Here is a 13,454-nt window from a genome sequence, read left to right as displayed (position 1 = left end):
GCCGCATCCGTGGCGGTCCTGTTAGTCATGGCTGGCTGTGGAGAAAAAGCCATGACTGCAAACGCGTTCGAGACCGAGATCACCGAGACAGCGGAGGCGCTGATCGGTCCGTGGCGCAAGCCGCGTCAGATGCTGCAGGCGCAAACTTACGATGCGCACGCCTCCATCCATGACGATGCCACCGCGCAGAAGCTGGGCTTCAAGGGCGGCACCATCGAAGGCCCGACGCATTTCAGCCAGTTCGCCCCGCTCGGCGCACGGCTCTGGGGCCAGGCCTGGTTCGAGAGCGGCTGCCTGTCCGCGCATTACCGCAGCGTCTGCTACGAAGGCGAGGAGGTGCAGGCGATCCTGTCCAAGCCATTGCCGGGCACAAGCCAGAGCCAAATTCAGATGATCAAGCGGGACGGCACCGAGGTGCTGCGCGGGACGGCCTCGGTTGGTGAACCGCATGTCCAGACCGCGCTCGAAGCGCGTCTCACCGAACTCAAGCCGCTTGCCGATCCCGTCATTCTGCGCGACGTCAAGGTGGCGCAGACCGGCAGGCGGCAGACGGTGCGGATGGCGTTCGACCAGAACATGGGCGACCTCTATCCGTTCTCCCTCAGGCAGAAGCTCGCCGTCATCACCGAGAGCTCGCCGTACTATTCGGGCGCCGACAATCCTTCTTCAAATCCTTGGCGCAAGCCGATCATCCCGATGGAGATGCTGAGCGTGCTGTTCCAGTACCGCTCCAAGGAGGATCCGTTGCGGGCCAAGGGACCGGCCGTTGGCCTGTTCGCGGACCAGGAGATCCGGCTGGTGAAGGGCCCGCTCTTCGTCGACGAGGAGTACGAAGTCGAGCGCGAAGTGGTCGCGCTCTCCGGCAGCCGTCGCACCGAAAGCGCCTGGGTGAAGACACGCGTGTTCGACAAGGCCGGCTCGATGGTCGCGACCATGCTGCTGAACATGGCGACGCTGAAGGATTCCTATGCGCCGTATGATGAGGAGCATCGGCGGCTGTATGGGGCGGGGCGGTAGGCACGAGCCGGAGTTTCTTCGCCTCTCCCCGCTTTTGCGAGGCCGGATTGCATCGAAGATGCCATCCGGGTGAGGGGGGACCCTCCGCGAGTCCATTTGTCACTGTCATTGCGGAAGCAGCCCCTCACCCCAACCCTCTCCCCGTAAGAACGTTGAGAGGGAGAAGAGAGAGCGTCGCCCGGAGCAATGAGGGCGCAGCCTCCCCGCTCATCATCTAGGCAAATGCACGTCGCAAAGTCGTCGCACAGGGAATAAGCAGACGATGATCGCCGACGTAACCGTCTGACTAAACAGCAAATTCGTTCGCCGCCCGCGCTCCCCCACTATTGTACACAATGGCACGGCGCTTGCAGAACTCTCCGCAAAGAGAGTTCTCGCGGGGGCCTGCGTCATGTTGAACTCAGCCAAGCCGATGCCGGGCGTCATCAGCGCCGAGCCCGAGCCGATCAAGCTCGACTGGCCCGCCACCGCGCTCCTCATCATCGACATGCAGCGCGATTTCATGGAGCCCGGTGGCTTCGGCGAGACGCTCGGCAACGACGTCAGCCAGCTCGCGCGCGCGGTGAAGCCGATCGGCGCGGTGCTGAAGGCGGCGCGCGACAACGGCATGCTGGTGATCCACACCCGCGAGGGCCACCTGCCTGACCTTTCCGATGCGCCGTCGGCAAAGCTCGAGCGCGGCGCGCCGAGCCTTCGCATCGGCGATCCCGGCCCGATGGGCCGCATCCTCATTCGCGGCGAGGCCGGCCACGACATCATCCCCGAGCTCTATCCCCTCGACAGCGAGGTCGTGATCGACAAGCCCGGCAAGGGCGCGTTCTACGCCACCGAGCTCACGGACGTGCTGGAGAAATACGGCATCGAGAATCTTCTGGTGTGCGGCGTCACGACGGAAGTGTGCGTCAACACCACGGTGCGCGAGGCCAATGACCGCGGCTACCGCTGCGTCGTCATCTCGGACGGCTGCGCATCCTACTTCCCGGAGTTTCACGAGATGGGCCTGAAGATGATCAAGGCCCAGGGCGGCATCTTCGGTTGGGTCGCGGACTCAGCCGCAGTTCTGGAGGCAATGAAAGTTTCGACCACATAGGGGTATTATCATGAGCGCATTGACGGGGACGGCCGGTAAATCTGATCTGAGCAAGTCCGAGTTCAAGCCGGCGTTGTGGACATCGGGCGACTGGAACGCGTTCTTCGGCTTCGGCACCAACATCCTCGTCAACATGCTCGTGCTCACGGGCCTGTTGCGCTTCGTCTTGAAGATGCCCGACAGCCTCGTGTTCGGCCGCATCCTGCCCGCGCTCGGGCTGATGATGTGCCTCTCCACCTTCTATTATGCGTATCTCGCCTACCGTCTCGCGCAGAAGACCGGCCGCAACGACGTCTGCGCGCTGCCCTCGGGCGTCAGCGTTCCGCACATGTTCATCGTCACCTTCGTGATCATGCTGCCGATCACGCTGAAGACCGGCGATCCGCTCAAGGGCTGGTCGGCCGGCCTCGTCTGGGTGTTCTTCCAGAGCTTCATCCTGATGATCGGCGGCTTCATTGCGCCCTTCATCCGCAAGATCACGCCGCGCGCGGCGCTGCTCGGCACGCTCGCCGGCGTCTCCGTCACCTTCATCTCGATGCGGCCTGCGCTCGAGATGTACATGACGCCGCAGATCGGCCTCGTCTGCTTCGCCATCATCCTGCTTAGCTGGTTCGGCGGCGTGAAGTACTGGCGCGGCATTCCCGCAGGCCTCGTCGCCATCGCCGCCGGCATGATCATCGCCTGGGGCTCCAATTTGTTCGGGCTCGGCCTCGGCGGCCTGAGCATCGCCGGTGTTGGCGCGGCTTTCGCCAATTTCGGCTTCTCGGTGCCGATTCCCGCCGTGGGCTACGTCTTCTCGGGCTTCGAGTTCCTCGGCATCATCCTGGTCACCGCCATTCCTTTCGGCATCTACGACCTCGTCGAGGCCATGGACAATGTCGAGAGCGCGGAAGCCGCGGGCGACGAATACCCGACCACGCGGGTGCTGACGGCCGACGGCGTCGTCAGCCTGATCGGCTGCCTGATGGGCAACCCCTTCATCAACGCCGTCTATATCGGCCATCCCGGCTGGAAGGCGATGGGCGGCCGTATCGGTTACTCGGCTGCGACCGGCATCATGGTGGTGGTGCTGGCCTGGTTCGGCATCATCTCGGTGCTGCTGGCGCTGGTGCCTGTCGTCGCGATCTCGCCGATCCTGCTCTATATCGGCATGCTGATCGGCGCGCAGGCGTTCCAGACCACGCCGGTCAAGCACGCGCCCGCGATCGTGCTGGCGCTGACGCCGCATCTGGCCGCCTGGGCCAAGCTCCAGATCGACACCATGCTGGCCTCGACCATGACGGCGGCGGCAACCGTCGGCGGCATGGCGGCCGACAAGGCCGACGCGGTCAAGACGGCTGCGGTGGCCGCGCTGCCGCAGCAGGGCGTGTTCTATCACGGCCTCGAGGTGATGGGCGGCGGCTCCATCCTCGGCGGCCTCATCTTAGGCGCGATCGGCGTCTTCATCATCGAGCGCGACTTCGAGAAGGCCTCGGCGTTTGCTCTGGTCGGTGCTGTGCTCACCTATTTCGGCTTCATGCATGGCGAAGCCGTCGGCATCGGCGGCGGCTTCGGCGTCACGCCCGCGGTGGCGTTAGCCTATGCCGTGATGGCCGCAGGCCTGTTCGCAGCCAGCAAACTCGGCACCACCGAGAACTACGCCGCGCATCCGGAGATGCACGCGGCGCCAGCGGAGTAGGGAAGCGACATATCGATTGGGCCGGGCGGCGAGAGCTGCCCGGCCGCCTCACTTGTTATCCGCCCTTCACGGCCCCCGCCGTCAGCCCGGCCACGATCTGCCGCTGGGCCATGACCGTTAGAAGCAGCACCGGGAAGGTGACGATGAGCGCGGCGGCGGCCAGCGGACCCCAGCTCAACTGGTCGAACGAGATCATGTTGTAGACCGCAACGGGCAGCGTGCGCGTCTCGCGCCCCGCCAGCACGATGCCGAACACGAAATTGTTCCAGGAGAAGATCACGGCGAGGATGAAGGCGACGGCGATGCCGGGCCTCGCGATGGGCAGCGCGACGTGCCGAAACACCTGCCAGCGGCCGGCGCCGTCGATGAGTGCGGCTTCTTCCAGCTCCATCGGCGTCGTTTCGAAATAGCCGATCATGATCCAGATCACGATCGGCACGGTGACGACGAGATGGATGATGATCTGCGGCACCAACGTGCCGAGCAGGCCGAGCCACTGGAACAGCAGGAACAGCGGGATCAGGTAGGACAGGCCCGGCGTGATGCGGGCGATCAGGATCACGATCGCGGATTTATGCGCGGCCATGCGCGCGATGCCGTAACCGGCGGGGACGCCGACGAGCAGCGCCAGCACGGTCGCACTGCCGGTGACGATCAGGCTGTTCATGAAATAGGTCAGGAAGCGGTTGGAGGCGAGTACGTCGGCATAGTTCTTCCAGGCGATGCGATCCGGAAAGAACACCGGCGGGTAGGCGGCGTTGTCGACCTCGAACTTGAGCGACAGCGAGATCATCCAGAGGAAGAACAGGATTGCCGGCGAGACGATGACGAACACGGAGAGCCACAGGCCGATTCTGCCGATGATCTGACGGGGTGTCATGCGCCGCTCGCGATTTCGGTCCACAGCATGCGCTGGCGGGCGTAGAGCATCACCGCCGCAAGCAGGACAATCAGCAGGAAGAAAACGACTGCGATCGCCGAGCCGTAGCCGAGGTCGTAATAGGTGAAGGCGACGCTGTAGAGATAGATGTTGATGGTCTCCGACGCCGAGCCAGGTCCGCCCTGCGTGATCGCAAAGATGATGTCGAAGCTCTTCACCGCGTCGATCATGCGGATCATGCCGGCGATGAACAGGAATGGCATGATCAACGGCAGCGTGATGAAGCGGAACACCTGCCAGAAGCTGGCGCCGTCGATCTGCGCGCTCTCGTAAGGCTCGGTCGGGATCGCGGCGAGGCCGCCGAGCACGATCAGCATCACCAGCGGCGTCCATTGCCAGGTCTCGACCAGCACAAGGGAGGGGATCACGGTTGCGGGGTGGAAGACCCAGAGCTGTGCGGGAATCCCGACCAGCGAGAGCAGATAGTTCAGCACGCCGAGCTGCGGGTGGAACATCATGGTCCACACCAGCGCGATCGCCACCGGCGTCGCCATCATCGGCATGATGAAGACGCCGCGCAGAAAGCCGCGGCCGGCGAAGTTCTGGTGAAACACCACGGCCGAGAGCGTGCCGAGAATCAGCGGCAGCACCACCGACAGCACGGTGTAGACCAGCGTGTGGCCGACCGCCTCGAGAAAGCGCGGATCGCTGGTGAGCCGCAGATAGTTGGAGAACCCGACGAAGGTCGTCGGCGAGCCGACCTTCCACTCGTTCAGGCTCATCCAGATGGTGAAGACCCACGGGAAGATGATGATGGCGAGCACGACGACCAGCGCCGGCACCACGAACGGCCAGTAGGATGGCGGCCGCAGCTCCCTCTCCGGCGCGGCATCTGACCGTGCCGCGGCCGGAGTCGATTGTGTCAACGCACTCACGCCTTTTCGCTGCGCTCCAGGATCGGCCGATACTGCTCGTGAGCCTTCTTCAACTCGGCTGCGGGATCGGCGCCTGACAGGGTCGAGGTGAGCGCCGCGCCCACGAGATCGCGGAACTCGGCGACCGGAATCACGACGGGCAGGCCGAGCTTGCTGATCTTGGCGGAGTCGATCACCGATTGCAGCCACTCCTTGGGCATCTTCACGCCGCTCTGGATCTCGGGATCGTTCAGGATCGAGTTGCGGAACGGCACGCCGCCGCCAGCCTGCAGCAGCCGCGCGCCCTGCTTCTTCGAGACCACCCATTGGCAGAGCAGATAGGCGGCTTCCTTGTTCTTGCTCGCTGCCGCGATGCCGATACCGTCGCCGTAGGTGGCCGAATATTGCCCCTTCGGCCCGGCCGGCACGACAGTGTAGCCGACCTTGCCGACCACGCGTGACGCCGCGGGATCCTCCAGCGGCGGCGCCCAGCCGACGCCGTCGATCCACATCGCGGAGCGGCCCTGCGTGAACGAAGCCATCGACTCCATCCAGTTGAAGCCGGCGACGCCGGGCGGGGCGACCTTGGTCAGCAGCGTCTGATAGAGCTTCGTCGCCGCGATCGCTTCCGGGCCGTCAGTCAGGATGTTGCCCGTGGCATCCAGGAATTCGCCGCCATAGTTGAGGAAGAAGTTGGTCCACAACGTCATGTTGGCGTTGCGCAGGCCCCGTCCGACGAAGCCGTAGGTGCCGTCCTTGGGGTCGGTGAGTTTTTCGGCAGCCGCGACCATCTCGTCGAACGTCTTGGGCACCGCGACGCCCTTCTTCTCGAACAGCTCCTTGTTGTAGTACAGGATGAAATAGTCCACCGACCACGGCAGCGACAGCATCTGCCCCTTGGCGTTCTTGGCATATTGCAGGCCGGCGGCCGAGAAGTCGCTCTCGACGAGATCCGGCGCGGTCAGCGTCGGATCCTTCATGTAGGGCGTCATGTCGGCGAGCCAGCCGGCCTTCTCGAACTGGCGCTTCTGCACGTGATAGCTGAGATGCACCACGTCGAAGCTCGGCCGGCCCGAGGTGAGCTCGATCACGACCTTCTGCCGCTGCTGCTGCTCGGGAATCTGCTCGGACTCGACCTGGATGCCGGTGAGCTCGGTGAACTCCTTGATGTTCTTTTGCAGGTTGTCGCCGCGCGGGCCCTTGGCGAGGATCACCTCCAGCTTGGTGCCGGCGTATTTCTTCCAGTTGACCTCGGCGCGTGCCGGCAGGCCGGTCAGGCTGAGCGCACCGGCCGCGGCGGTGCCTTTCAGCAGCGTGCGGCGCGAGATATTGTGGTTGGCCAATGCAGTCCCTCCCTCTGATTCATCTACTTTGGAAGGGATACTAGCGGCCGTACCACGCCTGCCTAGCCCTAATCTAGCATCAGGGACGTACGGCCGGCGTCTCCATCGGCATGCCGCGCGCCCGCGACATCAGGTACAGTTCGAGCGCGACCAGTTCGGGCGAGCCGTAATCATAGGCCTGGGCGCGGACGCCGCTCATGCAGCTGCGCAGCCGCCGCTCCAGCGATCCCAGGGTCTGCCATTCCAGCCGATAGAGAGGATAGCCCGTCGCTTGTCCCTGCGTGATCGGTGCGCCCGCGAGCTTCTTGTCGAAGTTGTCGTCGTGGCAATTGGTGCAAGCGAGGTTGAGCTGGCCTTCACGCTTCATAAAGAGGTCGCGACCCTGGTCGACGAAGGGTGTCAGTTGCGGATCGTCGCCGGCCGCGATCGGAACGCCACGCGACTGGTGCGCGACATAGGCCGATAAAGCGAGCAGGTCGCGGCCCTCGTAAGGTAGCGGCGTTGCCTGCTGGTGGTTGGCTCGGCAGGTATTGATCCGCTGGTCGAGCGTGACCGGGCGGCCGAGCTGCTTGTCGAAGGCGGGGTAACGCGCCGCGACGCCCTTCATGCTGCTGCGCGCATCGCCATGGCAATCAGCGCAGGCTTTGCCGGCGTCACCCATCCTCTTGCCCCAGAGCGCCTCGCCGTCGAGCACGAACAGCATGCCTGGATTGGAGGTGTCGTCGTCCTGCATCGCGCGCGTTTCTGGCCCCATGAACGAATAGCCGGAGCGGCGCGCATCGGGCGGAATCTCTCCGGCGAGCAGGGCGGGGCCCGTGACGAGCAGCATCGCCGCTATCGCGCGCCAAACAATCATTCGACCGTGATCGATGCGAAGGCGGTGGATGAATAGCCGTTGTCGCCGATCCATTCGAACTCGAACTTGCCGCTCTCCTTCGCGACGGTGAAGAACGACAGATAGGGATTCGCGGCGATCGCCGGAAACAGGTCGGCGCGGAAGATCTCTGCGCCGTTGTAGCGGCAGGTGAAGCTCGTGATGATGTCGCGCGGCACAAGTTCGCCGGCCGCGGTGTGGCGGAAGCCGGTCTCCATGATGTGCGAGGTCAGGGTCCGGATCTCGATGACGTCGCCCCGTTTGGCCCTGGCCGGGACGTTGATGAGTGCGGCCATCAGTTCATCTCCTCGGTGCAGGCGGCCAGCGTCACGACCACGTCGGCCATCACCTGCCAGAAGGTATCGTCGGAGAGGCGCGCGATCGCCACGACCTTCTGGGTGTCGGCGAGCCGGATCCGGGTCGAGACCTGGGCGCGACCGGAGGAGGGATTGAGATAGAAGTTGCCGATGCTCGGTTGCGGGTTCTTCTCGTTGAAAACGTGGATGCTCTTGACGTAGTCGCTTGCCCTCATCGGGCTCGTGACGCTCACCGTCATCGGCACGGTGTTGCCGTTCTCAACCAGCGGCGGGATGTCGAGCTTCACCTTGCCGGTACGAATCGGTGCCTCGCCGACGACGTTGCGGATCGCGGCGGTAAGCATCGCAGGCGTCGCCTCGAGCGGCCGCAGCGTGACGATGGGGACCGTCCCGGCAACCGTGGCACCTCCGGCAAGGCTCAAAAATTGTCGTCGCGTGGTCGGCATGAGCCTAGTCCCGAAGCGTTGCAAGAAAGGTTACGATGTCCTCGATCTCCGCAGCCGACAAGATCGGCTTGCCGGCAAAATTGCGCCCGACGCGGACGAAGCCATCATTGCGATAATAGGACGGCATGATGGTTTCCGGGTTGAAGCGTGCGGCGTCGACGAGACGAAGCCGCAACTGGCTCGCCATCCACCGGTTCCCGGCACCCGTGAGATCAGGCGCGAGGTCGCCCTGGAACCGCGTTTCCGGAAACGGGCCGGAATGGCAGAGGATGCAGGTCGTCGTGCGCGCCAGCACGAGCTCCCGCCCGCGCGCGGCGTCGCCGGGCGCGCCCGTAAGCGATTGCGGAATGCCATCGCCGACGATCTTGTAGGGCACAAGCTCGTCCGCTCGGGCGGGCAAGGCCAAGGCAAGGCTCGCTACGATGAATGCTGCGATCGCAGGTATTGGATTGAATGAGTTACGCACTCCTCTGACCTCTCCAGCTTGCGGGAGAGGTCGCCGCGCAGCGGCGGGTGAGGGCTTTCTCCTCCTGGGGTGGCTCGCGAGCGGAGACACCCTCTTCCCAGCCCTCCCCCGCAAGCGGGGGAGGGAGCGTACTGTGGTCGTGGCAGCGGCTTCGTCTCAGCATGTCCTAGCCAAAAGTGTCCGCCGTGATGGTTTGAAACCAGCGCTCGGCCTCGGCTGCTTCGCGAGCGCGCAGCTCCCGCGGCGCATCGACCGGGCTCGTCGTGCCGCCCTCGACCTCGGCAAAGATATCGCCCCTCGGCCGGTAGTTGCCGGCGAGCGAAAAGCCGTAGCCGGGCGCGACGGTGTTGTAGCAGACGCCAGTCAATCGCGGCGCCTCGGGCGCGCGGCCCGCGAGCAGGTTGATGATCACTGCGGCGCAGGCCTTGCCCTGAGCGCTCGCGGCCGAGGCTGATTTGGGGATGCCGCCGCCGAGACAGGCGTCGCCGATGACATGGATGTTCGGCACGAGTTTCGACTCGAAGGTGACGGGATCGATCGGGCACCAGCCGGTGTGGTCCGCCGCGCCCGCGATCTCGGCGATGCGTCCGGCGCGCTGCGGCGGGATGACGTTGGCGACGTCGGGGGTGTAGTTGCCGAATTCGGTGACGATGGTCCTGGTCGTGGCATCGACCGAAGTCACGCGGCCGCCTTGCGACAGCCCGATCCGCTCGATCATGTCGCCGTAGAGCTCCTTCCACGCCTTCTCGAACAGTCGCTGCTGGGAGAAACTGTCCTTGGCGTCGAGGACCAGCACTTTCGAGCGCGGTTTCTTCGTCTTCAGATAATGGGCGATCAGGCTGGCGCGCTCGTAAGGCGCCGGCGGGCAGCGCGACGGATTGGCGGGAACTGCAATGGCGACCGTGCCGCCGTCTTCCATCGCCTGCAACTGCCGGCGGAGCAACAGCGTCTGCGCGCCGGCCTTCCAGGCATGCGGCATGTTTTCCAATGCAGCGGCGTCGTAGCCGGGCAGGGCCTCGACATGGAAGTCGATGCCGGGGGAGAGCACGAGGCGGTCGTAGGGCAGCGCGACGCCGTCGGTCGTCATCACGCTGCGCCGGTCCGGCTCGATCGTGGTCACGGCCTGGCCGATCACAGTGACGCCCTCGGCTGCGAGCTTGTCGTAGCCGAACTGCTGTGCGTCGATGTCGCGCAGGCCCGCGATCACCTCGTTGCTGAGGGGACAGGAGATGAAGACCGTATTGGGTTCGATCAGGATGACCTGCAAATCTCCCTGCGCGCGCTTCAGCGCGCGAGCGCAAGCCGCGCCGCCGAAGCCGCCGCCGACCACGACGACACGTCCGGTGGATTGCGCGCGCGAAATCGATGGCCGCGCCAACGCTGCGGCCGCCATGGTGATGCCGAACACGGCATCGCGCCGTGTCACCGGGCGCGTGGTCATCAGGGACATCTGGAAAAGGGCCGCGGCGGCAATCTCTCGCCGCCGCAGCATGTTGCTCTAAGCGAAGGTGATGTTCTGGTCGCGCAGTGGCACCGAACGGATGCGCTTTCCGGTTGCCGCGAAGTACGCGTTGAGCACCGCCGGCGCCGCGACGCCGATGGTCGGCTCTCCGACGCCGCCCCAGAATCCGCCGCTCGGCACCATCACGGACTCCACTTTCGGCATCTCGTTGATGCGCATCGAGTTGTAGGTGTCGAAGTTGCTCTGCTCGATCTTGCCGTCCTTGACGGTGCAGCCGCCATAGAACAGCGCGGAGAGGCCATAGACGAAGGAGCCGGCAATCTGCCGCTCCACCTGCGCCGGGTTGACGACGTAGCCGGGATCGGTGGAGGCGACGATGCGATGCACCTTGATCTTGCTGCCGTCGGTGACCGAGATCTCGGCGGCGCCGGCGACATAGCTGCCATAGCCCATCACCTGCGCGATGCCGCGATAGACGCCCTGTGGCGCCGGCGTGGTCCAGCCGATCTTCTCGGCAACCGCATTGAGCACCGCCAGGTGCTTGGGATGGTTGCCCATCAGCTTGCGGCGGAACTCGAGGGGGTCCTGGCCTGCGGCATGGGCGAGCTCGTCCATGAAGCATTCCATGTAGATCGCGTTGTGATTGACGTTGACGCCGCGCCAGAAGCCGGGCGGGACATGCGGGTTGCGCATCGCATGCTCGACCAGCAGGTTCGGCACCGAGTAGCCGAACGCGGCTTCGCCGGATTGGGCGACGCCCTGGAATGCGGCCGGATCCATGCCGTTCTGCAGCGCTTCGGGACGCAGCGAGAACAGGATCGACTGTCCGGACAGGCGGTAGTGCAACGCGACCAGATTGTTGTCGGCATCGAACGCGCCGGTCATCTTGCACTGGGTGATCGGGTGATACCGGCCGTGCGCCATGTCCTCTTCGCGCGACCACAACAGCTTGACCGGCGTGCCCGGCATTTGCTTGGCGATCATGACCCCCTGGCGGACATAGTCGGTCTGGCCGCGCCGGCCGAAGCCGCCGCCGAGCATCACCTTGTGGACGTCGCACTTCTCCGCTGGCAGGCCCGAGGCCTCAAGCACGGCCGCGAAGGCCGCTTCGCCGTTCTGCGTGCCGCACCAGACCTCGCACTTGTCCGCCGTGTAGAGCGCGGTGGCGTTCATCGGCTCCATGGTGGCGTGGTTCTGGTAGGGATAGTTGTAGACGGCCTCGACCTTCTTGGCGGCGCCGGCGATCGCGGCTTTCGCATCGCCGTTCTTGTTGCCGACATAGGCGGGCTGCCCGTCGTCGAGACCCTCGGCCAGCCACTTCGCGATCGACTCGCTGGACACTTTGGCATTGTCGCCCTCGTCCCAGACGATCGGCAGCGCTTCAAGCGCGGTCTTGGCGTGCCACCAGGTGTCGGCCACGACCGCGACCGCGGTATCGCCGACCTTGACGACCTTCTTGACGCCTTTCATGCCGGTGATCTTGGCCTCGTCATAGCTCTTCAGCTTGCCGCCGAACACCGGGCAGTCCTTGATCGCGGCGTTCAGCATGCCCGGAAGCTTGACGTCGATGCCGTAGATCATCGCGCCGGTGGTCTTGTCGGCGGTGTCGAGGCGCAGCAGGCCTTTGCCGACGATGGTCCAGTCCTTGGGATCCTTGAGCTTGACTTCGGCGGGCGGGGTCAGCTTGGCGGCGGCCTCGGCGACCTTGCCATAGGTCGTGGTCCGGCCCGATGCCTTATGGGTGATGACGCCCCTGGCCACGGTGCATTCGGACGCCGGCACCTTCCACTCATTGGCGGCGGCTTCGATCAGCATCACGCGCGCGGTGGCGCCGCCCTTGCGGACGTAGTCCTGCGAGGAGCGGATGCCCCGACTGCCGCCGGTGGAGAAATCGCCCCAGACGCGCTTGCGGGCGACGCTCTGGCCGGGAGTCGGATATTCGGTGGTGACCTTCGACCAGTCGCATTCGAGCTCCTCTGCGACGAGCTGGGCAAGGCCGGTGAGCGAGCCCTGGCCCATCTCGGAGCGGGCGATGCGGATCACGACGGTGTCGTCGGGCCTGACCACGACCCAGGCGTTGACCTCGGGCGATCCGTCGGCGGCGCGCACAACAGTGGGGCCGCCGAAGGGGAGGTCGAAGCCGATCGCGAGGCCGGCGCCGACAGCGGCGGTGCCGATGACGAAGGCACGACGGTTGATCTTGGGAGAGACGTGCTTGTTCATGGGGGCGGCTCCTTACGCGGCTGCGATCGTGTGGATCGCCTCGCGCACCTGCTGGAAGGTGCCGCAGCGGCAGATGTTGGTGATGGCCTCGTCGATGTCGGCATCGGTCGGCTTCGGCTTCTCGTTCAGCAGCGCCGCGACCGCCATGATCATGCCGCTCTGGCAATAGCCGCATTGCGGAACGTCCTTCGCGATCCAGGCTTCCTGCACCTTGTGCAGCGTGGCGCCGGAGGCGAGCCCCTCGATCGTGGTGATCTTCTTGCCCTCGGCCTCGGCGACCGAGACGCCGCAGGAGCGGGTGGCGACGCCGTCGATGTGAACCGTGCAGGCGCCGCATTGTGCGATGCCGCAGCCATATTTGGTGCCGGTCAGGCCGGCATTCTCGCGGATCGCCCAGAGCAGCGGGGTGTCCGGCTCGACGTCGAGTGAGAGGGTTTTTCCGTTTATTGTTAGGTTTGCCATCGCAGTCCCCTGATTGGACCAATCCACCGATTGGACTCAGGGGCGCAATCTGTCCGGCAAATTGGAACTCTTCAAATCAAGAGTCTGCGGGGTGGCCCGCCGAAGAAGCTGGCATGCGCCGGGAAGAATGTTGGGGGCGCGGTGTTGCGCCTTGCCGGGCTTTCGGCAGGCGAGGCCTTTTCCAAGGCGCCGGCACCGGCCTCGCGCGACGTCCTGCGGTTCCCGCGGGCCAGGCCGGGCGACAGTTTTTCCCGTTTAACAGGGTGCAAGACGACCGCGCTT

At 65.0% G+C, this 13,454-nt stretch carries 13 protein-coding genes; 3 read left to right on the top strand and 10 right to left on the bottom strand.

All coding sequences use genetic code 11. The features are described from left to right. Positions 1-51 precede the first annotated feature (51 nt). From ACRQ5Q_RS31225 to ACRQ5Q_RS31215, 3 genes are all read left to right on the top strand, one after another. Positions 52-1,017: a hypothetical protein gene (locus tag ACRQ5Q_RS31225; protein WP_439373992.1), complete on the top strand. Its 966-nt coding sequence runs from the start codon at positions 52-54 to the stop codon at positions 1,015-1,017. A gap of 391 nt (positions 1,018-1,408) precedes the next feature. After that, positions 1,409-2,107 carry a cysteine hydrolase family protein gene (locus ACRQ5Q_RS31220; protein ID WP_439373993.1) on the top strand — a complete coding sequence of 233 codons (699 nt, stop codon included), beginning with the start codon at positions 1,409-1,411 and terminating at the stop codon, positions 2,105-2,107. Positions 2,108-2,117: 10 nt separating this feature from the next. Then, complete coding sequence (locus tag ACRQ5Q_RS31215) at positions 2,118-3,785, top strand: regulator (RefSeq protein ID WP_439393787.1); 1,668 nt, start codon at positions 2,118-2,120, stop codon at positions 3,783-3,785. A 55-nt stretch (positions 3,786-3,840) separates the two neighbouring features. Here the strand turns inward: ACRQ5Q_RS31215 and ACRQ5Q_RS31210 are convergent, their stop codons facing one another. From ACRQ5Q_RS31210 to ACRQ5Q_RS31165, 10 genes are all read right to left on the bottom strand, one after another. Next, positions 3,841-4,665 carry a carbohydrate ABC transporter permease gene (locus ACRQ5Q_RS31210; protein ID WP_439373995.1) on the bottom strand — a complete coding sequence of 275 codons (825 nt, stop codon included), beginning with the start codon at positions 4,663-4,665 and terminating at the stop codon, positions 3,841-3,843. Continuing rightward, positions 4,662-5,600: a carbohydrate ABC transporter permease gene (locus tag ACRQ5Q_RS31205; protein WP_439393786.1), complete on the bottom strand. Its 939-nt coding sequence runs from the start codon at positions 5,598-5,600 to the stop codon at positions 4,662-4,664. Before ACRQ5Q_RS31205 ends, ACRQ5Q_RS31210 begins: the two co-directional genes overlap by 4 nt. Continuing rightward, a complete protein-coding gene (locus ACRQ5Q_RS31200) occupies positions 5,597-6,922 on the bottom strand; it encodes an ABC transporter substrate-binding protein (protein ID WP_439373997.1) in 1,326 nt (441 codons plus the stop codon). The genes ACRQ5Q_RS31205 and ACRQ5Q_RS31200 overlap by 4 nt, the downstream gene beginning before the upstream one ends. 79 nt (positions 6,923-7,001) lie before the next feature. Beyond that, entirely contained in the window at positions 7,002-7,778 is a 777-nt protein-coding gene (soxA, locus tag ACRQ5Q_RS31195) for a sulfur oxidation c-type cytochrome SoxA (RefSeq protein ID WP_439373998.1), read from the bottom strand. Next, the gene (gene soxZ, locus ACRQ5Q_RS31190; RefSeq protein WP_439373999.1) at positions 7,775-8,092 is read right to left on the bottom strand and encodes a thiosulfate oxidation carrier complex protein SoxZ; all 318 of its coding nucleotides are present in this window, start codon (positions 8,090-8,092) and stop codon (positions 7,775-7,777) included. The genes soxA and soxZ overlap by 4 nt, the downstream gene beginning before the upstream one ends. Further along, the gene (locus tag ACRQ5Q_RS31185) at positions 8,092-8,559 is read right to left on the bottom strand and encodes a SoxY-related AACIE arm protein (protein WP_439393784.1); all 468 of its coding nucleotides are present in this window, start codon (positions 8,557-8,559) and stop codon (positions 8,092-8,094) included. Before ACRQ5Q_RS31185 ends, soxZ begins: the two co-directional genes overlap by 1 nt. 4 nt (positions 8,560-8,563) lie before the next feature. Further along, positions 8,564-8,965 carry a sulfur oxidation c-type cytochrome SoxX gene (gene soxX, locus ACRQ5Q_RS31180; protein ID WP_439374001.1) on the bottom strand — a complete coding sequence of 134 codons (402 nt, stop codon included), beginning with the start codon at positions 8,963-8,965 and terminating at the stop codon, positions 8,564-8,566. Positions 8,966-9,191: 226 nt separating this feature from the next. After that, positions 9,192-10,475 carry an FCSD flavin-binding domain-containing protein gene (locus ACRQ5Q_RS31175; RefSeq protein ID WP_439399909.1) on the bottom strand — a complete coding sequence of 428 codons (1,284 nt, stop codon included), beginning with the start codon at positions 10,473-10,475 and terminating at the stop codon, positions 9,192-9,194. A gap of 48 nt (positions 10,476-10,523) precedes the next feature. Further along, on the bottom strand, positions 10,524-12,710 hold the full coding sequence (locus ACRQ5Q_RS31170; protein WP_439393782.1) for a molybdopterin cofactor-binding domain-containing protein: 2,187 nt from the start codon (positions 12,708-12,710) through the stop codon (positions 10,524-10,526). Between the two features lie 12 nt (positions 12,711-12,722). Continuing rightward, positions 12,723-13,172, bottom strand: coding sequence for a (2Fe-2S)-binding protein (locus ACRQ5Q_RS31165; protein ID WP_439374003.1), 450 nt, complete (start codon positions 13,170-13,172; stop codon positions 12,723-12,725). Positions 13,173-13,454: the final 282 nt, after the last annotated feature.

This window comes from Bradyrhizobium sp. PMVTL-01, assembly GCF_051861855.1.
Classification (GTDB): Bacteria; Pseudomonadota; Alphaproteobacteria; order Rhizobiales; family Xanthobacteraceae; genus Bradyrhizobium.
This window is presented reverse-complemented; position numbering and strand designations above follow the sequence as displayed.